This window comes from Curtobacterium sp. NPDC089991, from assembly GCF_044748425.1.
In the GTDB taxonomy this organism is placed as follows: domain Bacteria; phylum Actinomycetota; class Actinomycetes; order Actinomycetales; family Microbacteriaceae; genus Curtobacterium.
The window spans coordinates 645,874-670,569 of record NZ_JBIVGB010000002.1; the positions used below are offsets into that span (position 1 = coordinate 645,874).

At 70.4% G+C, this 24,696-nt stretch carries 22 protein-coding genes; 10 read left to right on the top strand and 12 right to left on the bottom strand.

Going from position 1 to position 24,696, the window contains the following annotated elements; translation table 11 throughout:
• Window positions 1-50 precede the first annotated feature (50 nt).
• From ACIPV1_RS08250 to rsmI, 7 genes are all read right to left on the bottom strand, one after another.
• A complete protein-coding gene (locus tag ACIPV1_RS08250) occupies window positions 51-590 on the bottom strand; it encodes a hypothetical protein (protein ID WP_123938393.1) in 540 nt (179 codons plus the stop codon).
• Window positions 591-686: 96 nt separating this feature from the next.
• Window positions 687-1,160: a hypothetical protein gene (locus ACIPV1_RS08255; protein ID WP_402726126.1), complete on the bottom strand. Its 474-nt coding sequence runs from the start codon at window positions 1,158-1,160 to the stop codon at window positions 687-689.
• A 2-nt stretch (window positions 1,161-1,162) separates the two neighbouring features.
• Window positions 1,163-1,435: a hypothetical protein gene (locus ACIPV1_RS08260; RefSeq protein WP_123938394.1), complete on the bottom strand. Its 273-nt coding sequence runs from the start codon at window positions 1,433-1,435 to the stop codon at window positions 1,163-1,165.
• A gap of 92 nt (window positions 1,436-1,527) precedes the next feature.
• A complete protein-coding gene (rsmA, locus tag ACIPV1_RS08265) occupies window positions 1,528-2,379 on the bottom strand; it encodes a 16S rRNA (adenine(1518)-N(6)/adenine(1519)-N(6))-dimethyltransferase RsmA (RefSeq protein WP_123938395.1) in 852 nt (283 codons plus the stop codon).
• Complete coding sequence (locus ACIPV1_RS08270) at window positions 2,379-3,287, bottom strand: TatD family hydrolase (RefSeq protein WP_123338561.1); 909 nt, start codon at window positions 3,285-3,287, stop codon at window positions 2,379-2,381. Before ACIPV1_RS08270 ends, rsmA begins: the two co-directional genes overlap by 1 nt.
• Entirely contained in the window at window positions 3,284-4,861 is a 1,578-nt protein-coding gene (metG, locus tag ACIPV1_RS08275; protein ID WP_123291816.1) for a methionine--tRNA ligase, read from the bottom strand. Before metG ends, ACIPV1_RS08270 begins: the two co-directional genes overlap by 4 nt.
• Window positions 4,862-4,995: 134 nt before the next feature.
• Window positions 4,996-5,817: a 16S rRNA (cytidine(1402)-2'-O)-methyltransferase gene (rsmI, locus tag ACIPV1_RS08280; RefSeq protein ID WP_123292295.1), complete on the bottom strand. Its 822-nt coding sequence runs from the start codon at window positions 5,815-5,817 to the stop codon at window positions 4,996-4,998.
• A 66-nt stretch (window positions 5,818-5,883) separates the two neighbouring features.
• Here rsmI and ACIPV1_RS08285 point away from each other — a divergent pair, with 66 nt between their 5' ends.
• Complete coding sequence (locus ACIPV1_RS08285) at window positions 5,884-7,515, top strand: dolichyl-phosphate-mannose--protein mannosyltransferase (RefSeq protein ID WP_402726127.1); 1,632 nt, start codon at window positions 5,884-5,886, stop codon at window positions 7,513-7,515.
• A 132-nt stretch (window positions 7,516-7,647) separates the two neighbouring features.
• Here the strand turns inward: ACIPV1_RS08285 and ACIPV1_RS08290 are convergent, their stop codons facing one another.
• Window positions 7,648-8,310, bottom strand: coding sequence for a TetR/AcrR family transcriptional regulator (locus tag ACIPV1_RS08290; RefSeq protein ID WP_159574131.1), 663 nt, complete (start codon window positions 8,308-8,310; stop codon window positions 7,648-7,650).
• A gap of 169 nt (window positions 8,311-8,479) precedes the next feature.
• On the opposite strand from ACIPV1_RS08290, the gene ACIPV1_RS08295 reads away from it, so the two are divergent.
• The 7 genes from ACIPV1_RS08295 to ACIPV1_RS08325 all read left to right on the top strand — a co-directional run bounded on the left by ACIPV1_RS08295 (window position 8,480) and on the right by ACIPV1_RS08325 (window position 19,067).
• Entirely contained in the window at window positions 8,480-10,021 is a 1,542-nt protein-coding gene (locus tag ACIPV1_RS08295) for an MFS transporter (RefSeq protein WP_123291813.1), read from the top strand.
• A gap of 334 nt (window positions 10,022-10,355) precedes the next feature.
• A complete protein-coding gene (locus ACIPV1_RS08300) occupies window positions 10,356-11,228 on the top strand; it encodes a sulfurtransferase (protein WP_159573772.1) in 873 nt (290 codons plus the stop codon).
• Window positions 11,229-11,259: 31 nt separating this feature from the next.
• Window positions 11,260-12,327, top strand: coding sequence for an NAD-dependent epimerase/dehydratase family protein (locus ACIPV1_RS08305; RefSeq protein ID WP_402726128.1), 1,068 nt, complete (start codon window positions 11,260-11,262; stop codon window positions 12,325-12,327).
• A 2-nt stretch (window positions 12,328-12,329) separates the two neighbouring features.
• Window positions 12,330-12,962 (top strand): ATPase, encoded by a 633-nt coding sequence (locus tag ACIPV1_RS08310; RefSeq protein WP_402726129.1) that lies wholly within the window; start codon window positions 12,330-12,332, stop codon window positions 12,960-12,962.
• Window positions 12,959-14,803: a thioredoxin domain-containing protein gene (locus ACIPV1_RS08315; RefSeq protein WP_402726130.1), complete on the top strand. Its 1,845-nt coding sequence runs from the start codon at window positions 12,959-12,961 to the stop codon at window positions 14,801-14,803. The genes ACIPV1_RS08310 and ACIPV1_RS08315 overlap by 4 nt, the downstream gene beginning before the upstream one ends.
• 18 nt (window positions 14,804-14,821) lie before the next feature.
• Window positions 14,822-18,679 (top strand): ATP-dependent RNA helicase HrpA, encoded by a 3,858-nt coding sequence (hrpA, locus tag ACIPV1_RS08320; protein ID WP_402726131.1) that lies wholly within the window; start codon window positions 14,822-14,824, stop codon window positions 18,677-18,679.
• Between the two features lie 19 nt (window positions 18,680-18,698).
• Window positions 18,699-19,067, top strand: a complete 369-nt coding sequence (locus ACIPV1_RS08325; RefSeq protein WP_402726132.1) for a VOC family protein — start codon at window positions 18,699-18,701, stop codon at window positions 19,065-19,067.
• On the opposite strand, the gene ACIPV1_RS08330 is transcribed toward ACIPV1_RS08325, so the two are convergent.
• Window positions 19,068-19,622 (bottom strand): YbaK/EbsC family protein, encoded by a 555-nt coding sequence (locus ACIPV1_RS08330; RefSeq protein ID WP_402726133.1) that lies wholly within the window; start codon window positions 19,620-19,622, stop codon window positions 19,068-19,070. It lies immediately after the preceding gene.
• A 40-nt stretch (window positions 19,623-19,662) separates the two neighbouring features.
• On the opposite strand from ACIPV1_RS08330, the gene ACIPV1_RS08335 reads away from it, so the two are divergent.
• Window positions 19,663-20,355 carry a maleylpyruvate isomerase family mycothiol-dependent enzyme gene (locus ACIPV1_RS08335; protein ID WP_131880437.1) on the top strand — a complete coding sequence of 231 codons (693 nt, stop codon included), beginning with the start codon at window positions 19,663-19,665 and terminating at the stop codon, window positions 20,353-20,355.
• Window positions 20,352-21,005 (top strand): CatA-like O-acetyltransferase, encoded by a 654-nt coding sequence (locus tag ACIPV1_RS08340; RefSeq protein ID WP_402726134.1) that lies wholly within the window; start codon window positions 20,352-20,354, stop codon window positions 21,003-21,005. Before ACIPV1_RS08335 ends, ACIPV1_RS08340 begins: the two co-directional genes overlap by 4 nt.
• Window positions 21,006-21,115: 110 nt before the next feature.
• Here ACIPV1_RS08340 and ACIPV1_RS08345 read toward each other — a convergent pair whose 3' ends face one another.
• The 3 genes from ACIPV1_RS08345 to ACIPV1_RS08355 are packed head-to-tail and all read right to left on the bottom strand — an operon-like array spanning window position 21,116 to window position 24,656.
• On the bottom strand, window positions 21,116-22,738 hold the full coding sequence (locus ACIPV1_RS08345; protein WP_402726135.1) for a hypothetical protein: 1,623 nt from the start codon (window positions 22,736-22,738) through the stop codon (window positions 21,116-21,118).
• A 5-nt stretch (window positions 22,739-22,743) separates the two neighbouring features.
• Window positions 22,744-23,670 (bottom strand): carbohydrate ABC transporter permease, encoded by a 927-nt coding sequence (locus ACIPV1_RS08350; RefSeq protein ID WP_123291805.1) that lies wholly within the window; start codon window positions 23,668-23,670, stop codon window positions 22,744-22,746.
• On the bottom strand, window positions 23,667-24,656 hold the full coding sequence (locus tag ACIPV1_RS08355) for a sugar ABC transporter permease (RefSeq protein ID WP_235036018.1): 990 nt from the start codon (window positions 24,654-24,656) through the stop codon (window positions 23,667-23,669). Before ACIPV1_RS08355 ends, ACIPV1_RS08350 begins: the two co-directional genes overlap by 4 nt.
• Window positions 24,657-24,696: the final 40 nt, after the last annotated feature.

The window sequence follows — 24,696 nt, forward strand, 5'->3', positions numbered from 1 at the left end:
GCCGATCGTAGGGCCGTGACGACCGTGCGCGCGCTCCCCCGTTCGCGGCGTCAGAGGCCGGCGAGCAGTTGCTGCAGTTCGGCCTTGGCGTCGGGCATCCGCTCGGGGCCGGTGAGCCGCTCCCGCTGCACCGAGATGCGGACGGTGTCGGGCTTGGGACCGTCCTCGGTGTTCAGCAGCACGGATTCGCGGTCGGGGAAGGTCCACCGGGCCGACGGGCGCTTGCCGCCGCGGCGCTCGGAGGTCGGCGTGGACCCGAGTGCGGCCGTGAACACCGGGACGATCCGATCGAGCACCGCCTCGCGCTCACCGGGGACCTGCCGTGAGGCCGACACCGCGAAGGTGCCGTCCGAGCGCTGCCCGGGGACGCGGAGCCCACGAGCCTGTTCGTACCCGATGGTGATGCCCTGCGCCCACCATGGCTCGACACCTTGGCCCACGATCCACGACGCGATCGCAGCGTGCCCGATGGTGGCTCCGCCCGCCGTGTCGATCAGCGCGTGCCACTCGTCCGGTGACTTGCCCGTCGCCGCGAGGACACGGTCCGGCGCCATCCCCTGCGCGTGCGAGCGAACCGTTCCGTCGGTCATGCCGTCATCGTAGGCCGGAGGACACCGCCCTCGCGGATCAGCGCTGGGAACCGGTCCGCAGGCGACGCGCCAGCTGCGCACCCTCGGCGTCGATGATCAGCGGGAGGCGCTCCTTGTCGACGACCCGAACGCGGGATCGACCGTCACGAAGCCGTCGACTTCCCAATGGAAAGCCGTGGCGACGTGCACAGCACCCGAGGCAGTCAGGCCGAACTCCTCGATCAGCCCCGGGACTCCGTCGCTGACGTCATCGATCCCGACCCAGTGCAGTTGCGTCGACCGCAGCAGGTCTCGCCATGCAGCCACATGGCGACGTGCGGCCTGCAGTCCCCTGTGGTGGGCCGATTCGAACAGTTCGAACTCGGTGAACGCGCTGTACAGGATCCGCGTGTCGGCCAGGTCGAGGTGGTCCCAGAACGCTGACGCCCCGCCATGCTGCGGCTCCGCACGGTGCAGCACGCATTCGATGAAACTCGTCTCAACGAGGACAGCATCCGGCCTGCTGGTGCATCCGTCGAACTCCAGTACCCGATGCTCGTCGAACTCATCGGATCCGAGCCGCTCGAACACGGTCAGCCCACCTGGCGGATGCGCGCGATGGGTTCAGCCCGGCAGTCCGGATCGATCGACTCGATCGCTCGTCGTCGGCGCTCGCGGCGCTCTTCGAACGTGCCTTCAGGTCGCGGCGTCCGAGCGAACAGCGCTTGCCGTTCGGCTTCGGTGAAGATCCTCGGCCCACGCTGCCGACCGGGGTCCGCACTGAGCAATGCGCGACGACGTCCCGCTGTGAGCTGTTCCTCGGTCAGGCCGCGGCGGTTCGGTCGGCGTGGTTCGGTCGGCTGCATGGTGTCTCCTTGGTCGATGTGATCAACCGTAGGAGCACCGAACGGACGGTACCAAACATTCCGTATTTCGCCGATCCGAGGCGGGAGACGAGCTACTCCGCAGCAGCCAGGACCGTCCGACCGAGCCGCACGAAGTCGTCGACCCCGATCGCCTCGCCCCGCGCCGTCGGGTCGATGCCCGCCGCCGTCAGGACCTCGGAGGCGTGGGCACTGCCGCCGAGCACACCGGACAGGCTCTGCCGCAGCATCTTCCGACGCTGCTGGAACGCCGCATCGACCAGGGTGAACACCCGCGACCGCAGCCGCTCGTCCCCCGGGGGCTCGTGCCGGTCGAACGCCACGAGCACACTGTCGACGTTCGGGACGGGCCAGAACACCTGTCGGCTGACGAGCCCGGCCGTGCTCCACGAGCCGTACCAGGCGGCCTTGACACTCGGCGACCCGTAGACCTTGCTGCCCGGGCCCGCCGCGAGGCGGTACCCGACTTCGGCCTGCACCATCACGAGCGACCGCTCGATCGACGGGAAGGTCGCGAGGAGGTGCAGCAGCACGGGCACCGAGATGTTGTAGGGCAGGTTCGCGACGAGGTGGGTCGGTTCGGTGTCGAGGTCCGATGCGGCGACGGTCATCGCGTCCTGCTGCACGACCGTCAACGAGGCCTCCGGCTGCATCGCGCTCACCGTCGACGGCAACCGCGCCGCGAGCCGCTTGTCGATCTCGACGGCGGTGACGTGGGCGCCGGTCTCGGTGAGCCCGAGCGTCAGGGAGCCGAGGCCCGGCCCGATCTCGAGCACTCGGGACGACGGCGTCACGCCGGCGACCGACACGATGCGCCGGACGGTGTTGGCGTCGTGCACGAAGTTCTGCCCGAGCTTCTTCGTCGGGGTCACGTCGAGTTCGGCGGCGAGCTCCCGGATCTCGGCCGGGCCGAGCAGCGCGCCCACTACTCGTCCACCGTCACGGGCTCGGCGTCCCACGCACCGTAGACGAGCTCGGTGTTCGACGCGATCTGCGCGGCGAGCATCGAGGCATCGGTGCCGAGGGTCTCCGCCATCGACCGCAGGGTGATCGGGATCAGGTACGGGGCGTTCGGCCGGCCGCGGTACGGCGTCGGGGTCAGGAACGGCGCGTCCGTCTCGACCATGATCAGGTGCCGCGGCGCGACGACGAGGGCTTCGCGGAGCAGTGCCGCGTTCTTGAACGTCACGGTTCCGGCGAACGACATGTACCAACCGCGCTCGGCACAGAGCCGAGCCAGGTCGGGTCCGCCGGAGAAGCAGTGGAACACGGTGCGCTCCGGAGCCCCGACGCGGTCGAGCACCTCGACCACGGCGTCGTGCGCGTCGCGGTCGTGGATGGTCAGCGCGAGGCCGTGCTCCTTCGCGATGCGGATGTGCTCTTCGAACGAACGGATCTGGGCGTCGCGCCCGTCCTCACCGGTGCGGAAGAAGTCGAGCCCGGTCTCACCGATCGCCCGGACGCGGGGCAACGCTGCCAGCGCCTCGATCCCGGCGAGGTGCTCGTCGAGCAGCCCCTGCTCCTGCAGCGACGGCGCCTCGTTCGGGTGCAGTGCGACCGCTGCGAGCACGCGGGGTTCACGGGCGGCGATCGACGCGGACCACTGCGAAGTGGCGAGGTCGGTGCCGACCTGCACGACACCGCGGACGCCGACGCTCGAGGCACGGCCGAGGTGCTCGCGGTAGTCGAGCGCCCCGTCGCCACCGTCGGCGATCTCCATGTGCGTGTGGTTGTCGTAGACCGGGACCACGAGCGCCTCGGGCAGGGGCGGGTAGGTCAGGTCGCGCTTGGAGCCGTCCCCGTCGCCACGGGAGCGGAGGTGGGCGTCGGTCACGCGGCGCCCTGCTCCGCCTGCTCGATGCGCGGGAACAGCCCGCTCTCGAGCGCCACGACGTGCGAAGCACCCTGCCACTCGAAGGCACGATCGACTCGCTGCTCGGCGATCGAGCCGCCGGCACCGATCGACGCCCACAGCTTCTCGGTGGCCTTCGGCATCACCGGGGAGAGCAGGACCGCGACGGTGCCGAGCCCACGGAGCGCGGTGGTCAGGACGGTGCCGAGCCGCTCGCGGTTCGCGTCGTCCTTCGCCAGGGCCCACGGCTGCTGCTCGGTGATGTACCCGTTCAGGGCATCGACGAGCTCCCAGACGGCAGCGATCGCCTCGTGCGGGGCGAACGCGGCGATGGCGGCGTCGGCACGCTCGGTGACCGAGACCGCCAGGGCATCGATCGCCTGGTCCGACTCGGTCAGCGAGCCGCGCGCCGGCACTGCGCCGTCGAAGTACTTCTGCAGCATCGCGACCAGGCGCGAGGCCAGGTTGCCGAAGCCGTTCGCGAGCTCGGCCTGGTACCGCGCCGAGATGTCCTCCCAGCTGAAGTTGCCGTCCTGCCCGAAGGTGATGGCGCGGAGGAAGTAGTAGCGGAAGGCGTCGGAGCCGAAGGTGTCGGTGATCTCCGACGGCGCGATGCCGGTCAGCTTCGACTTGGACATCTTCTCGCCGCCGACGAGCAACCAGCCGTGACCGAAGACGCGCTCGGGGACGGGCAGGCCGGCAGCCATGAGCATCGCCGGCCAGATGACCGCGTGGAAGCGGGCGATGTCCTTGCCGACGATGTGCACGCTCGGCCACAGGCGCTTGAAGGCCTCGTCGTCCTCGGTGCCGTAGCCCAGCGCCGTGACGTAGTTGAGCAGGGCGTCGAACCACACGTACAGGACGTGGTCGCTGTCCCACGGGATCTTGATGCCCCAGTCGAAGCTGGACCGCGAGATCGACAGGTCGCGGAGGCCCTGCTTCACGAACGAGATGATCTCGTTGCGGACGCTCTCCGGCTGGATGAACAGCGGGTTCGACTCGTACAGGTCGAGCAGGCGCTGCTCGAAGTCCGACATGCGGAAGAAGTAGTTGCGCTCGGACAGCACCTCGACCGGGATCGAGTGGATGGCACAGACCTGCTGCCCCTCGTACGCACCGGTGCCGGGGACCAGGTCGCTCGGCTGCTTGTACTCCTCGCAGCCCACGCAGTAGAAGCCCTCGAACTCGCCGGCGTAGATGAAGCCGTCGTCGTAGAGCTTCTGCAGGAACGCCGTCACACCGCGCTCGTGGCGCTCGTCGGTGGTGCGGATGAAGTCGTCGTTGGCCACGTCGACGGTGTCGAGCAGCGGCTTCCACGCCTCGGTCACGAGTCGGTCGGCCCACTCCTGGGGCGTGACCTCGTTCGCCGAGGCGGTGCGCAGGATCTTCTGTCCGTGCTCGTCGGTGCCGGTGAGCAGCCAGGTGTCGTCACCCCGCTGCCGGTGCCAGCGCGCGAGGACGTCCGCGGCGACCTCGGTGTAGGCGTGCCCGATGTGGGGCACGTCGTTCACGTAGAAGATCGGCGTGGTGATGCTGAACGAGGACCCGGCGGACATGCGGACCATCCTACGGGCGCGCGGAACCCGGATGACGCGCGCGGCGGTGGACTGTGGAAAACCGGATCCGGGAGGCCCGTGGCGGGCCCGCCCCGCGCCTCCAGACCGGCCGACGCGAACGTGACGAGCCCCGCTCAGCGCGCCGCGAGCGCCCCTTCGTACAGGTCCCGCTTCGACAGCCCGGTCGCGTCCGCGACCGCCGCTGCGGCCTCCTTCATGCGCATGCCGGCGGCCACCCGCTCGAGCACGAGGCGGACCCCGTCGTCGAGCGTCGCCTCCTCGGTGGCCTCGGCGGCACCGGCGACGACGATGCAGATCTCGCCCCGGACCCCCTCTGATGCCCACGTGACGAGCTCGTCGAGCGGACCGCGCCTGACCTCTTCGTACAGCTTCGTGAGCTCACGGCAGACCGCGGCACGACGGTCGCCCCCGAACCCGACGGCCATGTCGGCGAGCGTCTCGGCCAACCGGTGCGGCGACTCGAAGAAGACCATCGTGCGCTGCTCCCCCGCGAGCGCCTGGAACGCGCGGCGACGCTCCCCGCCCTTGCGCGTCGGGAACCCCTCGAACGTGAAGCGGTCCGTCGGCAGTCCGGAGACGGCGAGCGCCATGAGCACCGCCGACGGGCCGGGCAGTGCCGTGACCGTGACGCCAGCGGCTGCCGCTGCCTCGACGAGCGGGAAGCCGGGGTCGCTGATCGCGGGCATGCCGGCGTCGGTGAGGACCACGACGTCCTCGTCACGAGCGAGCTCGACGACCTCGGACGCCTTCGCCCGTTCGTTGTGCTCGTGCAGGGCGATGAGCCGCGGACGGTTCTCGATGCCGAGGGCACGCATGAGGTGGATGGCGGTCCTGGTGTCCTCCGCCGCGACCACGGTGGCGTTGGAGAGGGTCTCGACGAGACGGCGCGAGGCGTCCCCGAGGTTGCCGATGGGGGTTGCTGCGAGGACGATCACGCCACCCATTGTCGTCGCAGCGGGGTCGCAGCGCGGACATGCGGTCGATCCGTAGGATGCTCAACGATGACCAGCGAGCTGACCGACGACCGCACGGCCGTGTCCGACGGGCCGGTCGGCTCGCGCCTCGACGACTGGTGGGGGCGGGTGCTCTCCACCGCCCAGCGCGTCGCGGTGTGGCGCTGGGCCGGACCGATCGCGGTGACGCTGCTCGCCGCCGTGCTGCGCCTGGCGAACCTGGGGAACCCGCACTCCCTGGTCTTCGACGAGACCTACTACGTCAAGGACGGCTGGTCGATCGTCCACCTCGGCTACGAGGGCACCTGGCCGGCGAACCCGAGCAGCGACTCCGCCCCGACGACCGACGACCGGTTCTCGAGTGGTGAGACGGACATCTTCACCAGCGCCGCGGAGTTCATCGCGCACCCGCCGCTCGGCAAGTACCTGATCGGGCTCGGCATGCTCCTGTTCGGGGCGGACAACTCGTTCGGCTGGCGGTTCGCCGTCGCCGTGCTCGGCATCGCGACGGTGTTCCTCACCGCGGTGATCGCCCGGTCGCTGTTCCGCTCCACCCTGGTCGGCACGCTCGCCGGCGGCCTGCTCGCGATCGACGGCCAGGCCATCGTGATGTCCCGCGTCACGCTGCTCGACGGGATCCTGACGTTCTTCGTCGTGCTCGGGTTCGGGGCGCTCCTGCTCGACCGGCGCCGGAGTCAGCGGCGGCTCGACGACTGGGTCGCCGAGCGCGTCGCCGCCGGCCGGGACACCCTGTGGGGGCCCGTGCTCTGGTGGCGTCCGTGGCTGTTCGCGATGGGGCTGACGATGGGGTTGGCCACCGCGACGAAGTGGTCGGGGATGTACTTCCTGGCGTTCTTCGCCGTGTACTCCGTGCTGAGCGACATGATGATGCGCCGCCGTGCCGGGGTCGAGTTCTGGTCGTCGAGCGCGCTGCTGCAGCAGGCCCCCGTGTCGTTCCTGCTCACCGTGCCGATCGCCGCCGTCACCTACGTCGCGTCGTGGACCGGCTGGTTCGTGTCGAAGGACGGCTGGGACCGCAACTGGCTGGCCTCCGGCGGCGAACGCTGGACCGGATTGCTCCGGTGGGTGCCGGACAGTCTGCAGAACTGGTGGCACTACCAGTCGGAGATCTACAACTTCAACATCGGGCTGCACACGCCGCACTCGTACCAGGCGAACCCGCTGCTCTGGCTCGTGATGCAGCGGCCCACGTCGATGTTCTACGTCGGCACCGATGCCGGCCAGGACGGCTGCTCGGCGAGCCGCTGCGGCGAGGCGATCACCGGCGTCGCGAACCCGTTCATCTGGTACGCGGCGGTCATCGCGACCGTGGCGCTGCTCGTGCTCTGGATCCTGCGCCGACAGTGGCAGTACGGCTTCGTCCTGCTCGGCGTCGCCGCGGGCTACCTGCCGTGGCTGGTGTACGTCAACCGGACGGTCTTCCAGTTCTACACGATCGCCTTCGAGCCCTTCATGGTGATGGCACTGGCGGCGGCGATCGGGTTGGTGCTCGGGTCACGGACCGATCCACGGCCCCGACGGACCCGGGCGATCGTGTGGGTCGGCGTGTACCTGGTCGTGGTGGTGCTCGCGTCGGCGTACTGGTACCCGATGTGGACCGCGATCCAGGTGCCGTGGGACTTCATCCGGTCGCACTACTGGCTGCCGAGCTGGCTGTAGCGCGCGTCGGGTGTCGGCCCGGCGCGCTGGTCGCGACCAGACCGCCGGACGGGAGGCACGGGTCGACTCCGCCACGGGCCTCCGGTCCGGGGTCGGCTGGCACCGGAGCCGCGCGCGGTCCACGGGGACGCGTCAGGACTGCGCGTGCAGCGCGCGCTCGATCGACTCGCGGTCGAGCGGGTCGCCGACCATGCTCGGCGCGGTCCGGGTCTGCGGCAGGACGCCCTCGATGAGGAGTTCGGCGTACCGGCGCCAGGCGTTCGGGTCGTGCTCGCGCGTGGCATCGGCCACCGCACCCACCATGGCGGTGAGCATCGGCAGGTCGCGGTAGTCGAAGCCGGCGCGGACCACCCCGGCGGTCTCAGCCCGACCGATGATCGCGGAGACCTGGCGTTCCAGCCGGTCACGCTCCTGCACGATCGACGGACGCGCCTTGCCGGCACGCACGATGGCGTCGGCGAGCGCACGGTCGCGGGCGCGGAACTCGAACACGCCGGTCAGGTAGACCCGCAGGGCCTCGCGCGGGTCGACGACGTCGGCGGCGCGGGCTGCTGCGTCGTTCATCGCCTCGAACTTGGTGGCGAGCAGCGCCTCGATCAGGGAGTCCTTGTCGGCGAAGCGCCGGTACACGGTGCCGACACCGACCCCCGCTTCGTGCGCGATGTCGTTCAGGGTGACCGACAGCCCGCGCTCTGCGAAGCACTTGCGAGCGGTCTGCAGGATCAGCTCGCGGTTGCGTGCCGCATCGGCGCGCAGCGGGCGCTCGAGGTCGGGCGCGGACTCGGTGGTGCTCACGATGCCGAACCTAGTTGAACTTTCTGGGAATAAGTGGATGCGGACCTTCCGTTTCGGTCTACACTGTCGACAAACGGATGCGGTGCATCCGTTTGACACCTCTCCTCTTCGAAACGCCCGACGGTGCGCGCTTCGTGCTCCCCCTCCAACCTTCTCGAAGGAGGCTGCCGTGACGGCAGAACACACCGTGCCGACCCCCACCGGGGCAGCACCCACGACTTCTGGCACCACCCCCGCCAAGAGCAACCACCGCTGGATCGCCCTGGCGGTCATCGCCCTCGCCCAGCTGATGGTCGTGCTCGACGCCACGATCGTGAACATCGCACTCCCCTCGGCCCAGGCCGACCTGGGGTTCGGCACCGACCAGCGCCAGTGGATCGTCACCGCGTACTCGCTGGCGTTCGGTTCACTCCTGCTGCTCGGCGGGCGCCTCGGCGACCTGTTCGGCCGCAAGAACACCTTCATCATCGGCCTGGTCGGCTTCGCGGTCGCGTCGGTGCTCGGCGGCCTCGCCGACTCGTTCGGCCTGCTCGTCGCGGCCCGCGCCCTGCAGGGTGTCTTCGGCGCCCTGCTCGCGCCGTCCGCGCTCGGCATGCTGACCACCACGTTCCGCGACCCGAAGGAGCGCGGTCGTGCGTTCGGCATCTTCGGCTCGATCGCCGGTTCCGGTGCGGCCATCGGCCTGCTCCTGGGCGGCGTGCTCACCGAGTACGCGTCGTGGCGCTGGTGCCTCTACGTCAACGTCGTCTTCGCCGTGCTCGGCGTGATCGGCGCGCTCGTGTTCATGGAGAAGCCGCCGAAGGTCGATCGCCCGCGCATCGACGTCGCCGGCGTCATCACCATCACCGCCGGTCTGGTCGGTGTCGTCTACGGGTTCTCGAACGCCGAGACCAACGGCTGGGACTCCCCCGTCACCATCGCGATGCTCGCCGGTGGCGTCGTCCTGATCGCCGCGTTCGTGTTCATCGAGACCCGTGTGGCGCACCCGCTGCTGCCCCTGCGGGTCGTGCTCGACCGTGACCGCGGCGGGTCGTTCATCGCGATCGGCCTGGTGGCGATCGGCATGTTCGGCATCTTCCTGTTCCTGACCTACTACCTCGAGCAGACCCTCGGGTTCAGCTCGCTGCAGACCGGTCTGGCCTTCCTGCCGATGCCGCTGTCGATCATGATCTCGGCGACGCAGATCGGTGGGCGACTGCTGCCCCGCATCGGCCCGAAGATCCTGATCTTCGCCGGTGGCCTCGTCGCCGCGATCGGCCTGCTCCTGCTGCTGCGCACCGACCTGGACAGCTCCTACGCGGGCACCGTCCTGCCGGCGCTGATCGTCATCGGGCTCGGCATGGGCACGATCTTCTCGTCCGCGATGAACACCGCGACCACAGGCGTGGCCCGAGCCGACGCCGGTGTGGCCTCGGCGACGGTCAACACCATGCAGCAGATCGGTGGCTCGATCGGCACGGCGCTGCTGTCGACGATCTTCGCCGACGTCGTGAAGAACAGCCTCACCGGGCTGTCGGCGGCGCCCACGAAGCTGCAGCAGGCGCAGGCCACGCTCGACGGCTACCACGTGGCGTTCGGCATCTCGGCCGGTGTGCTCGTGCTCGTCGCCCTGGCGGGTGGACTGCTCATCAACCGGCAGTCGGTGCGGCTCGACCGGCTCGCCCACGCCGCGTCCACGACGACCGGGAGCATCCCCGCCGCCGCACACTGACGCGTCAGCTCGTCCGAACGGCCCGTCCTGGTTCTGCCGGAGCGGGCCGTTCGTGCGTGTGTGTGGCGGGGCGCCGGAGCAGGGCGGGGGTGCGGGTGCGTGCGGGGCGGGTGCCGGGTCGCGCGGGTTTTGCGACGTTCCACGAGTCGTTCAACGCGTGGATCGTCGGAACATGCACCCGCAGTCATTGCGTGTGCATGTTGCGACGAACCACCGGTCGAACAACTCGTGGATCGTCGGAACATGTGCACGCACAAGCCACCACACGCGCCCCGGTTGCGCAGTGTGTCGGTTTCCCTGTCACCCGTCAGTGGTCCGCATTATCGTGTGCGGCATGGCCCCCGTCCTGACCTCGCCGCTCGTGTCGACGCAGTGGCTCGCCGACCACCTCGGTGGTGACGAGCTCGTCGTCCTCGACGCCTCCGTGCACACGGTGGGGACCGGCCTCGAGACGATGTGGCACTCCGCGGTCGACTCCTACGAGCAGCGCGGGCACGTCCCCGGCGCCCGTTTCGCCGACCTCGTCGACGCGTTCTCCACGCCGGGCGCCGAGGTCCCCTTCACCCGACCGAGTGCCGAACGGTTCGAGGCAGCTGCTGGCGACCTCGGCGTCACGAACACCTCGACGGTCGTGGTCTACGACGACAGCGTCGGCGAGTGGTCGGCGCGGCTGTGGTGGATCTTCCGGTCGTTCGGCTTCGACTCGGTCGCGGTCCTCGACGGCGGGTTCACGAAGTGGCGCGACGAGGGCCGGCCGGTCCGCGTCGGAGCACTGCGCCAGGCACCATCGCCGGCGAAGGCGCCCGACGACGACAGCGCCTTCCTCGCCGGTGAAGAACGCCCGCTCTGGGCCGACCACGCCCGTGTCCGCCGAGCAGTGACGGGCGAACAGCCCGCGGCACTGGTGTTCGCGGCGCCCGCAGCGGCCCTCGGCGACGACCACCCACCGATCATCCCGGGGAGCACCCCGATCACCGTGGACACCCTGGTCGACCCGGACACCAACGCGTACCTGCGCGGGCCGAAGCTCGCCGAGGCGTTCGCCGCGGTCGTCGGCGAGGACGAGATCGTGACGTACTGCGGGGTCGGTAGCGCCGCGTGCGTCGATGCCCTGGCGCTGACCGTGCTCGGCCACGACAAGGTCACCGTGTACGACGGCTCGCTGCTGGACTGGTGGCGGCACGAGCCCGAGGCCCTGGCGTCCTGACGAGGACGCGCGTCCCGGCTAGCGTTGGCGCATGAGTTCCAGACGCGCGGTCATCCTCGGCGGTACCGGCGGGATCGGTTCGGCCGTCGCGCGTGAGCTCCTCGACGCCTCCGGGCGGGGCGGCGACGACTGGCAGGTCGACGTCCTCGCCCGCCGCGGAGGCCCGGCAGCCGATTCCCTCACCGCCCGCGGCGCGACCTTCACCGCGGGTGACCGCCGCGACACGAGCACCCTGCGCGACCTCCTCCGCCCCGGCGCGGACCTGCTCGTCGACACCGTGGGGCTGACCCGCGACGACGCGACGCAGCTCCTGCCGTTCCTCGACGACGTCGGTTCCAGCGTCTTCGTCTCCTCGCGTGCGGTCTACGTCGACGAGCAGGGCCGGCACGCGAACTCGACGGACAAGCCGGTCTTCGGCGCCGCGGTCACCGAGATCCAACCGACCGTCACGGCGGGCGACGGCGACCCGACCAGCCGTGACGGCTACGGCGCGGCGAAGGTGGCGTCCGAGCAGGTGCTGCTCGACCACGGCACCCCGGTCACGGTGCTGCGCCCGTCGAAGGTGTACGGCGTCGGCATCGGCCGTCCGCGCGAGTGGTTCGTGGTCCGCCGGGTCCTCGATGGCCGCGAACGCATCCTGCTCGCGGACCTCGGCCGCGGCGTGGACCACACGACGGCGGCGAGCGGCATCGGCTCGCTCGTCCGCCTGGTCGCGGACGCTCCGGACCGGCGCATCCTCAACGTCGCCGACGACTCCGCTCCGACGGCGCTCGAGATCGTGCGGACGATCGCTGGGCACCTCGACCACCGGTTCGACGAGGTCCTGCTCGACGCGGACGCCCCTGCCTTCGTCGGCACGACCCCGTGGTCGTCGCCGTCACCGTTCGTCCTCGACACGACGGCGGCACGGGCGCTCGGGTGGCAGCCGCCGACCTTCGCGGCCGCGGTCCTGCCCGAACTCGACTGGTTGGTGGAGACGGCGCAGTCCACACCGGCTGACGGTGACGTGCCGTGGGCCGACGACCCGTTCTGGGAGCGCATGTTCGACTACGGCCCCGAGGACGCTGCCCTCGCGCTCCTGTCGCTGGGCCTCGGGTGACGGTGCCGAGCACGCCCCGCTCCGAGGTCCTGTTCATCGGCGGGCGGTCCGGTGTCGGCAAGTCGACCGCTGCCGAGGCGCTGCACGACCTGCTCGTCGCCGCGGACGTGCGCCACGCGGTGATCGAGGGCGACCTGCTCGACCTGGCGCACCCGGCACCGCACGTCGAGCACCCCGAGGCGCGGCTCGCGGAACGGAACCTCGCCGCCCTGTGGACGTCCTACCGCGAGCTCGGCCACCACCGGCTGGTCTACACGAACACCGTTTCCGTGCTCGAACACGAGCGTCTGGCGGCCGCCATGGGCGACGACCCCGTGGTCACGACGGTCCTGCTGCGCGCGGCGGACGGTCCCACCGCCGAGCGGCTGGCCCGACGGTCGGGTGGCGAGGTCCCGCAGGCGCAGCTCGCGCACAGCACGCGGACGGCCGGGAGGCTCGACTCGGCTTCCGGGGACACGGTCACCCGGGTGGACACCGACGGTCGCACCCCCACCCAGGTCGCACAGCGTCTCGCCGCGTTGACGGGGTGGCTCCCCGCTGACCGTCCCGCTGCGGCCTGTGGACTCCGCGATCCGTCCACAGATCGCGTCCGTCGCTGGCCCGCTCAGTCGCCACGGGGCACGCTGGAGCCATGAACGACAACCGACTCGGCACCTCGGTCAGCCCGTACCTCCGGCTGCACGCCGACAACCCCGTGGACTGGCGCGAGTGGGGCCCCGAAGCCTTCGCCGAGGCACGTGAGCGGGGCGTCCCGGTCCTGGTGTCGGTCGGCTACGCCACATGCCACTGGTGCCACGTCATGGCGCGTGAGAGCTTCGCCGATCCGGAGATCGGTTCACTGCTCCGCCAGGACTTCGTCGCCGTCAAGGTCGACCGTGAAGAACGTCCCGACGTCGACGCCAGCCTGATGGCCGCCGCGAGCGTGTTCACGCAGCAGCTCGGGTGGCCCCTGACGACGTTCCTGACGCCCGAGGGCCACGTGTTCTTCGCCGGCACCTACTTCCCGCCGACCCCCGTCGGTCAGGTGCCCGCGTTCCGGCAGATCCTGGCGGCGGTGCTCGATGCGTGGACCGAGCGGCGGCACGAGGTCGACGCGAACGCCGCGGCCATCGCGACGGCGATCCGGCAGGGGGCCGAGGTGGACGCGACCGCCCGCGCCGGCGAGGCAGCTGGCAGAGCAGCCACGGGCCTCCCGTCCGCCGACAGCATCCGGGCCGTCACCGGCCAGTTGTCGCAAGCAGAGGACACCACCTACGGGGGTTTCGGCGGTGCTCCGAAGTTCCCGAGCACGCCGCTGCTGGAGTTCCTCGCCGACGCGGCACGCGACGGCGACGCCGAGGCCGACGGCCTGCTGGACCGGTCGCTCCACGCGATCCGGGCCTCCGAGCTGACCGATGCCGACGGCGGTGTCTTCCGGTACGCCACCAAGCGCGACTGGACTGTGCCGCACTACGAGCGGATGCTCTACGACAACGCCGGACTCCTCGCGGTCGCCGGTGCCGAACAGGCGCGCGGCATCGCGGACTTCCTGCGCGACACCCTGCGGCAGGACGACGGGGCGTTCGTCGCCGCGCAGGACAGCGAGTCCACGATCGACGGCCAGCGGGTGGAGGGCGGGTGGTACCGGCGGCCGCTGTCGGAGCGCGCGCTCCTCGAGCCGCCACCACTCGACGAACAGGTCCTGACCGGCTGGAACGGCCTGGCGATCCGCGGACTCGCGATCGCCGGTGACCGCCACGACGACCCCGAGATGATCGGCCTCGCCCGGGATGCGGCCGATGCGCTGCTGCGGTCGCACGTGCGTGACGGGCACGTCGTGGTCCGCTCGAGCACGCCTCGCGGCGCGTCAGCAGCACCGGCGACCATCGAGGACGTCGGGCTGCTGGCCGAGGGTCTGCTCCAGCTCGCCCTGGTGACCGGCGAGGTCACCTACGCCGTGACGGCTCGTTCCCTGGTCGACGACGGCCTGGCGAACCGGTTCGACGTCGACGCCGTGCTCGCCGGAGCGGGCACGGCGACCGGGGAACAGCCGCAGACCGCGATGCGCTCCGGCACGGTGGCGCTGGCCGCAGCGGCAGCCGGCCTCGCGGCGTTGACCGGGGACTCCGCGTACCGGACAGCGGCGGCGCGGTTGGTGGCCGACCGCGCGACGACGGGTACCGAGCGACCGCTCGGGCACGCCGACGCCCTCGGTGTCGCACTCGGCCTGCAACGACCCTCGCGCGAGGTCGTGGTCGTGACGTCGGACCAGCACGACCCGCTCCGCGACGCCGTCCGCGCCGCGCGCCGACCCGGCACGGTCATCGCTCGTGTGACCCCGACGCAGGCTGCGGATTGGGCGGCTGCGGGGTTCGAACTGTTCGAGGCACGGGACGCCCTCGACCCGGCTGCGTACGTCTGCCACGACCGCGTGTGCGCCCTGCCCGCTCGATCCGCGGCGGACCTCGCCGCCGGACTCGCAGCACCGGCGGCGTGACGGTATCCTGGAATGCTCATGTCTCCCACGCCGCCAGTCATCACGTACCCGCCCGAACTGCCGGTCTCGCAGCGGCGGGACGACATCGCGGCCGCCATCCGTGACAACCAGGTCGTCATCGTCGCGGGTGCCACCGGCTCGGGCAAGACCACCCAGCTGCCGAAGATCTGCCTCGAGCTGGGGCGTGAGCACATCGGGCACACCCAGCCCCGCCGGATCGCCGCTCGCACCATCGCCGAGCGCGTGTCCGAAGAGCTCGGCAGCGACCTCGGCGACCTCGTCGGCTACCAGGTCCGGTTCACCGACAAGGTGTCGTCGAACACCCGCATCAAGCTGATGACCGACGGCATCCTGCTGAACGAGATCCACTTCGACCGCGACCTGAAGCGGTACGACACGATCATCATCGACGAGGCGCACGAGCGGTCGCTCACGATCGACTTCCTGCTCGGCTACCTCAAGCGGCTCCTGGTGCGGCGCCCTGACCTCAAGCTCATCATCACGAGCGCGACGATCGACCCCGAGTCCTTCTCGAAGCACTTCGGCGATGCCCCGATCATCGAGGTCTCCGGGCGGACTTACCCCGTCGAGATCCGGTACCGCCCGCTCGTGTCCGAGGACGCCGACGACACCGACGAGGACGACGAGACCGACTCGCGTACGGCCGACCGCGGCGGGGCGAACGGCGCCGACGACCGCGACACCCTGCAGGGGATCACCGACGCACTCGACGAACTCGCGCGCGAAGAACCCGGCGACGTGCTCGTGTTCCTGTCCGGCGAGAACGAGATCCGCGACGCGCAGGAAGCGATCGAGGGCAAGCGCTACCAGGGCACCGAGGTCCTGCCCCTGTACGGCCGACTCTCCGCCGCCGACCAGCACCGCGTGTTCGACCGACGCACCACGCCGGGGATCCGCCGACGCGTGGTGCTCGCCACCAACGTCGCCGAGACCTCGCTGACGGTGCCCGGCATCAAGTACGTCATCGACACCGGCACCGCGCGCATCTCGCGGTACTCCCCGCGCGCCAAGGTGCAGCGGCTGCCGATCGAGGCGATCTCGCAGGCCAGCGCCAACCAGCGTTCGGGTCGAGCGGGCCGCACGAGCGCCGGCATCGCGATCCGGCTCTACTCCGAAGACGACTTCGAGCGTCGCGACGAGTTCACCGACCCCGAGATCCTGCGGACGAACCTCGCCGCGGTGATCCTGCAGATGATCTCGCTCGGGTTCGGCGACATCGAGTCGTTCCCGTTCCTGCAGCCACCGGACTCCCGCGGCGTGAAGGACGGCCTGGACCTGCTGCGCGAACTCCGTGCCGTCGACAAGGACGGCCGAATCACCAAGTCCGGACGACAGCTCACCCGGCTGCCGATCGACCCGCGGCTCGGCCGGATGGTGCTCGAGGCCGGGCGCCAGGGCGTCGGTCGCGAGGTCGTCGCCGTCGTCAGTGCCCTGAGCATCCAGGACCCCCGCGAACGCCCGCTCGAGAAGCGCGCCCACGCCGACCAGATGCACGCCCGCTTCGCCGACCCGACGAGCGACTTCCTCACCCTGCTCGCGCTGTGGAACTACATCGAGGACAAGCAGGACGAGCTGTCGTCGAGCGCGTTCCGCCGGCTCTGCAAGGCCGAGTTCCTCAACTACCTGCGCATCCGCGAGTGGCAGGACCTGTACCGCCAGCTCTCCCGCGCCGCGAAGCAGGTCGACGTCCGGGTCGGGCAGTCCCGCTCCGACGACGGCGACGCGGTGCACCGGTCCCTGCTCGCCGGTCTGCTCAGCCAGATCGGGCTGCGCGACCGCGAGAAGCGCGACTACCTCGGCTCGCGGAACACCCGGTTCGTGGTGTTCCCGGGCAGTGTGCTCGCGAAGAAGCAGCCCGACGCGGTGATGGCGGCCGAACTCGTCGAGACCAGTCGGCTGTTCGCACGGACCGTCGGCCGGATCGACCCCGCCTGGGTCGAGCCCCTCGCCGGTGACCTGCTGAAGCGCACCTACGGCGAACCGCACTGGGAGAAGAAGCAGGGCGCGGTCGTCGCCTACGAGCGGGTGACCCTGTTCGGCGTCCCGATCGTGCAGCGGCGCCGCGTGCAGTACGCCCGGATCGACCCGGAGCACTCGCGCGAGCTCTTCATCCGCCACGCCCTGGTCGAGGGCGAGTGGGAGTCGCAGCAGGCGTTCGACCGTGCCAACCGGAAGCTCCGCAAGGAACTCGAGCAGCTCGAGGAGCGCACGCGCCGGCGCGACATCCTGCTCGACGACGAGAACGTCTACGAGTTCTACGACGCCCGCATCCCCGCCGACATCGCGACGACCCGCGACTTCGAGGGGTGGTGGCGGACGACGCGCCGCGACCAACCGGACCTGCTCACGATGCGCCGGGCGGACCTCCTGGACGAATCCGCTGCCGAGGCGGCGGAGGACGACGTCGAGTACCCGACCCAGTGGCGGAGCGGCGACCAGCGACTCGCGATCCAGTACCGCTTCGAGCCGGGCGCGCAGGACGACGGCGTCAGCGTGCAGGTGCCGCTCGCACTGCTCCCCCGCATGCGCGAAGAGGGCTTCGACTGGCAGGTCCGCGGCCTCCGCAAGGAACTCGTGACCGCCCTCATCAAGTCGCTGCCGAAGCAGATCCGCAAGAACGTCGTCCCCGCCGCCGACTGGGCCGAGAAGATCGTCGCCGAACTGCCGGACGACGCCCCGACCGAGCCGACCGAGTCGTTCCGCGCGACCCTGGCCAAGGCGATCCAGCGCATGACCTACGTCCCGGTGTCGGAGTCCGACTTCGACCTGGCCCGCGTGCCATCACACCTGCTGCCGACCTGGGCAGTCGTCGACGAACGTGGCCGACGCGTCGAGGCCGGCAAGGACCTGTCGGTCCTGCAGACCAAGCTCAAGGACCGCACGCAGCAGAGCGTCGCCTCCGCCACGGTGCGAGGTGCGGGACGACCGGGAGGCGCGGCTCGCGTCGCCGCCGCCGGTGGCGGTGCCGGGGTGGAACAGTCCGGCCTCACCACGTGGCCGGCCCAGGACCTGCCGCAGACCCTCGACACCAAGCAGGCCGGTGGTGTCATCCGCGCCTACCCGTCCCTGGTGGAAGAGGGCTCCGGCCCGAAGGCGACCGTCGGCGTGCAGTTGCTCGCGACACCGTCCGACCGGCAGGTGCGCATGCCCGCCGGGGTCCGTCGCCTGGTGATGCTCACGGTGCCGTCGCCGGTGTCGTACATCCAGTCGCACCTGACCGCGCAGGAGAAGCTCGCACTCGCGGCGAGCCCGTACGCCTCCACGAACGCACTCTTCGACGACGTGCTCGCGGCCGTCGTCGACGCGGTGATCCGTCGCGCTCACCCGGACGGGCTCGTGTTCACGAAGGCCGGGTTCGAAGCGGTTCGTGACGCCGTGTCGGCGACGGTCGTCGACACGATGTTCACGGCGGTGTCCGAGCTCGCTGCCGTGCTCCTCGCCCAACGGTCCGCCGAACGAGCACTCAAGCAGGCGAACTCGATGTCCCTGCTCGGTGCGCTGACGGACATGCGCCAGCAGATGGAGCGTCTCGTCTCCCCGGGGTTCGTCTCCGTCGCCGGGACCGACCGGCTCCGGCGCATCCGGGTCTACCTGCAGGGCATCGAGGCGCGCGTGCAGAAGCTGCTGCAGAACCCCGGGCGCGATGCCACGTGGATGCGCGAGGTCACCGTCGCGACCGACCGCTACGTCGACGCCGGCGGGGCCTTCCCTCCGGCAGTCGGTTCGCACCCCGAGCTCGTGCACGCGCGGTGGATGCTCGAGGAGTTCCGCCTCAGCTTGTTCGCGCAGGAACTCGGCACCGCTGAGACGGTGTCGTTGCAGCGGATCACGAAGGCCCTGACCGCAGCGCGCTGATCGGTCTACCGTGACGGCCATGATCGGCACACTCGACATGGTGGTCCTGGACTGCGCAGACCCTCGCGGCCTGGCGCGCTTCTACGCGGAGCTGCTCGGCGGCGAGATCGTCGGCTTCGACGAGGACTGGGCGGAGGTCGCGCTCCCCTTCACCGACCAGCGGCCGCTCCTGGCGTTCCAGCAGGTCGAGGACTACTGCGCACCCGAGTGGCCCGGCCAGCTCGTCCCGCAGCAGAGCCACCTCGACGTGAAGGTCGAGGACCTCGACGACGGCGAGGCAGCGGTCTTGGCGATCGGTGCGACCGCGACGGGCTCGGCGACCCCGACGTTCCGCGTGTACCTCGACCCGGCGGGCCACCCGTTCTGCCTCATCCGCCCGAACGACTGATCAGGCTTCGGTCGCCAGGCCCTCGGTCGCCAGGCCCTCGACGACCTGCACACCCGGCAGCGCTCCGAGGACGGAGCCGGGCAGGAACACCTTCGCACCGCGGCGTCCGGCACCGATCACGGCGTCCGGGGCATCGAGCACACGGGAATCGACGTACACCGGCCAAGCGGAGGGCAGCCCGATCGGGGTGATTCCGCCGTACTCCATGCCCGTCAGCTCCACGGCCTGGTCCATCGGCGCGAAGCTCGCCTTCCGCACGTCGAGCAGCTTCCGGACGACACGGTTCACGTCGAGGCGGGTGTGAGCGAGCACGATGCACGCGGCGAACCGGACGTCCTCGCCGCGCTTGCCCGCGACGACGATGCAGTTCGCCCCGCCGTCGAGCGGGAAGCCGTACGCATCCGAGAACGCGGCGGTGTCGGCCAGGTCAGGGTCGATCGGAGCTGCCTCGATCCGTGCGGCGACATCGGCGGGCAACGCGGCGAGCGCTGCGGCGACGGGTGCGGCCAGCAGTTCCGGGGCGGTCAGGGAAGGAACCCGTTCGAGCGTCGGCATGGCTCCACCCTAGGGAGCACCTCGTGACCATGCTGGCTCCATGTCGACGTACGACACCCACCTCACCGCCCTCGCCGGAGCAGCGCAACGGTTCGACGACGTCCTGCGGTCCGGCGACCGCGCGGCACCGGTGCCGTCGTGCCCTGGTTGGTCCGTCGAGGACCTCGGGGTCCATCTGACCGACGTGCACCGGTGGGCGCTCGGGCAGCTGACCGGTGCGGAGCCCGCACCGCTCGCGCACGACGACCTCGCGGACCGCTTCCGCACGGGAGCCGACGAACTCGTCGCGGCGCTCCGGGCACGCTCCTCGGACACCCCGTGCTCGGCGATCTACCCGCCGGACACGGCCGCGACCTGGGCACGTCGCCAGGCGCACGAGACCGCGATCCACCTGTGGGATGCGCAGCGGGCGCTGGGAGTAGAGCCGGGCCTCCCGGTCGAGCTGGCGACCGACGGCGTTCGTGAGGTCGTCGGTGACCTGTACCCGCGTCAGGTGCGGCTCGGCCGCATCGCGGCGCTGGCGCGGACCGTCGTGTTCGCGTTCTCCGACGCACCCGGCGAGGCCTCGCTCGACGGCGCGGACGGTGGCGACGCCGCCGTCATCGTCACTGGTCGGGCGGAGGACGTGCTGCTCCTCCTGTGGAAGCGACGGGCGCTCGTCGAGGTCGCGTTGACGATCGACGGTGAGCGGGCAGCACTCGACGCCGCACTCGCGACCAGACTGGTGCCATGACGGAGCTCCGACCGATCGACCTGGACACCTGGCCCCGCCGCGAGCACTTCGAGCACTACCGGCAGCGTGTGCAGTGCACCTACGAGGTGACCGTCGACGTCGACGTCACGGCCTTCGTCGCAGCGGTCCGCACGAGCGCGGCGAAGACCTACGCGTCCCAGATCTGGGCGATCGCGACCGTCGTCAACCGCCACGCCGAGTTCCGGATGCAGCTGCTCGACGACGGCTCCCCCGGCGTCTGGGACGTCGTGCACCCGATGTTCACGGTGTTCCACCCGGACACGGAGACCTTCTCGGCGTTGGTCGTGCCCTACGACGAGGACCCCGGCCGGTTCCACGCCGCCGCGGTCGACACGATGGAGCGGTACCGGGACGACGTCCGGATGTTCCCGCAGGACGACCGGCCCCGGAACGTGTTCGACGTCTCCACCTTCCCCCGCACGTCGTTCACCGGGTTCGCGCTGCACGTCCGCGACGGGTACGACCACCTGTTGCCGATCATCACGCTCGGCAGGTACCGGACGGAGGGTGACCGCACCGTGATGCCGCTGGCGCTGCAGATCAACCACGCGGCAGCCGACGGTTTCCACACCTCGCGGTTGGTCCAGGAGCTCGAGGACCTGCTCGCCGATCCGTCGTGGCTGGTGTGAGCGCGCCGCGCTGACGGACGGGAGGCCCGTGGCGCAGGACGCCGTCGTGTGCGCGAGACGCCGCGAAACGGCGCGGCGTCTGGGCGCCACACCACGCGACGACGATCGCGTCAGGACGACCGCGCTGCCAACGCCTGCTGGTTCTCGCGGCGGATGGCGTCGCCGCCCCGGCGACGCCACTCCCGCACGGTCCCCTTCCACGACGACACCTTCGCCCGCCCGAGCAGCACGTCGTTGATCGCGTTCGTCGCGAAGGTGCCGAGGGCCGGCCCGGTCGTCGAGTTCGTCGGCGAGTACAGGCCGTAGGCGGGGTTCGGCAGCCCGCGGTCGACCCACGACGACAGCGACTCGTAGACGGTGTCCGTCATCGTCGGGTTGCCCGAGTAGTACAACGGCAGCGGGCACTCGGTGAAGTACTGCAGCGGGAACTCACCGAGTGCGGTCTCGCTGTTGCCCGTCTTCGTCAGGACAGGGGATCCGTCGCGGTACTCGAAGTCGCGGCCCTCGATGCCGAACTTGCGGTACATCCAGGCCTCGGTGCCGAAGGGCGACGCGCACCAGTTCAGGACCTCGAGGAGCATCTTCACGCGGTCCTCACCGCCGGCGGCGACGGCCGCGATCGCGTTGTTCGGGTCGCCGAGCCACGGCTTCGACTCCGCTCCGGACGGTCCGACGAAGGGGGCGATGGTCAGCTCGAACCCGCTGCCCGGGGTGGCCTGCTGCAGCAGTCCGGGGATGGCGCTGTACGTGTCGGAGAGCATGAGCGCGGAGCCCTGCACGAACCAGACCTTGCCGTTGTAGGCGGTGATGCTGTCCGGGTGGACGAGGTCCTCGGCAACGAGCTTCCGCGACACCTCGAGCAGGTCCTGGTACTCGTCCAGCTCGTACATGTGGGTGAACCGGCCACCCTCGACCTGCCACTGGTTCGGCAGTCCGAGCATCGGGCCGAGGATGTTCGTCGGCACCGAGGCGAGCGCCCAGCGGTTGCTGTGCGGGTCCGAGACGTCGCGGCAGACCTGCACGAACTCGTCGACGCTCGAGAACGCGGGGTCGACGCCGAGGGCTTCGAACCGGTCCTGCCGGCGGTACAGGGCCTGCGACGTCAACGGTCCGCGCGGGACGGGGACGCCGTAGATGCCGCCGGAGAAGACGGTGCCGCGCCACGACGCGGTCGGCAGGTTGGCGAGGTAGGGGTAGTCGCGGACGCCACTGCCGGACAGGTGCGGACTGAGGTCGGCGGCCTTGGCCTCGAGGAACTGCGGCAGGTACGGGAACGACCCGAACACCGTGAACACGTCGCCGAGGGTGTCGCCGGCGACCTGCGTGGCGAACTTGTTGCCGAAGTCGGCGTTCGGCGTGATGGTGAGGTCGAGGTCGATCCCCATCCGCTGGTCGAGCCCCTGCCAGTACGGGTTGCTGCCCTTCGAGGGCGGCACGGGCGAGTTCGTCGGGACGCTGCCGTGCACGGTCGAGCCGTCGCCGGGCTTGCCGTCGGTGGGCACGAGGGCCGCCGGGATCTTCCGGAAGGCGCTCGGCATGAGGGCGCTCGTCTTCGGGAACGCCGGCTCCGGCCCGCCGGCCCACGGCACGTAGTCCGGCAGCGTGACCGCCTGGTTGATCGCCTTGACGTCGGTCGAGCGGGTCACGGTGGAGCAGCTGGCCAGGAGGCCCGTGGCTGCGACCCCGAGACCGCCCGCGATGAGCGCGCGGCGGGTGATTCCGTTGTTCGTCACGCTGGTCAGCCCTTCACCGCACCGGTCAGGACACCCTTGGCGAAGTGCCGCTGCAGGAACGGGTAGACGATGAGGATCGGCACGATCGAGACGACGAGGATCGCCATCTGGATCGAGGCCTGGGGTGGGAGGGCATCGGCGGACGCCCCGAGGTCGGCGCCGCCGAGCTGCGCGTTGTTGATCACGTAGGTGCGGAGCACCAGCTGCAGGGGCCACTTCGCGGTGTCGTTGATGTAGAGCAGCGCGTTGAAGAACGCGTTCCAGTAGCCGACCGCGTAGAACAGGCCGATGACAGCGAGGACGGCCTTCGACAGCGGCAGCACGATCCGCCAGAACACCGCGAAGTCCCCGGCGCCGTCGATGCGTGCCGACTCGAGGAGCTCCTGCGGGATCGCCATGAAGAACGACCGCATCACGATGACGTTGAAGGCGCTCAGGGCGGTGGGCAGGATGAGCGCCCAGTACGAGTCGAGCAGCCCGAACTGCTTGACGACGAGGTAGTTCGGGATGAGGCCGGGCGCGAACAGCAGGCTGACGAGCACGAGGCCGAGCACGGCGCCCGACCCGTAGGAGCCCGGACGGCTGAGGGCGTAGGCGAGCATCGCGCTCACGAACAGGCTGATGAGCGTGCCGACGGTGGTGATGCCGATGCTCACGACCAGGGCCCGGGTGACGACACCGCCGGCGAAGATGCTCTCGTAGGCGCTGAGGTCGAAGCCCTTCGGCCACATCACGAACCCGCCGGCGTCGTTCACCTGGCTGGTGGGTGCGAGGCTCGTCGACACGATGCCGACGAACGGCAGGATCACCACGAGGCAGATCACGAGCAGGACCGCTCCGGTGAGCAGCCGTCCGGGTAGCGGAGCCGCGTCCGGGCCACCGCGCTTGCGCTTCTTTGCCCGTGGGACGGTCACGGTGTGCGTGGCGGTCATCGCGACTCCTTCTGGTAGACGCCCGCTTCACCGAAGACGTGCGCGAGCTTGTTGGCGCCGAGCACGAGCAGCACGCCCACGACGCCCTTGACGAGTCCGACGGCCGCGGCGACACCCCACTGCCCACCGAGCACGCCGTTGTTGTAGACGTAGGTGTCGAGGACCTCGCTGGCGGCACGACCGACGGCCTGCTGCTGCAGGATGATCTGCTCGAAGCCGACGGTGAGCGAGTCACCGAGCCGCAGGATGAGCAGCAGGATGATGATGCCGCGCATGCCGGGCAGGGTGACGTGCCACAGCTGCCGCCAGCGCGAGGCGCCGTCCATCTTCGCCGCCTCGTACAGGCTGGCGTCGATCGAGCTGAGGACGGCGAGGAACAGGATCGTCGCCCAGCCGGTGTCCTTCCAGATCACCTGGCTGGTGAGCAGGGCGATGAAGCCGTCGGGGTTGCCGAGGAAGTCGATCGCGTCGCCGCCGGCGGCACGGATCGCGTTGTTCACGAGTCCGGAGCCGCCGAGGATCTGCTGGAACACCGCGACGACGATCACCCACGACAGGAAGTGCGGCAGGTACAGGATCGACTGCACGACGCCCTTGATCCGCTCGGACAGCAGCGAGTTGAGCATGAGCGCCAGGATGATCGGCGCGGGGAACACGAACACGACCTGCACGAGGGTGATCACGAGGGTGTTCCGGAGCGCGCCGAGGAACTCGCCGTTGCCGTCGAACACCACCGAGAAGTTCTCGAACCCGACCCAGGGGCTGCGGCCGAGGGGCACGAACGGCAGGTACTCCTGGAATGCGATGAGGTTCCCGAGCAGCGGCAGGTAGTGGAACCCGAGCAGCAGGGCGACTCCCGGCAGGCCCATCAGCAGCAGCACCCGGTCGCGGCGGATCCGCTGCCACGTGCTCCGTCGGCGGAGCCCGGGGTCGGGTGGTGGTGCGGTGTGCGCGGTGGTCGTCGCGCGGACGTCGAGCTTCGTCACTCGGTGGCCTCCTCCGTTGGATTCCTGCAGCGACCCTGGC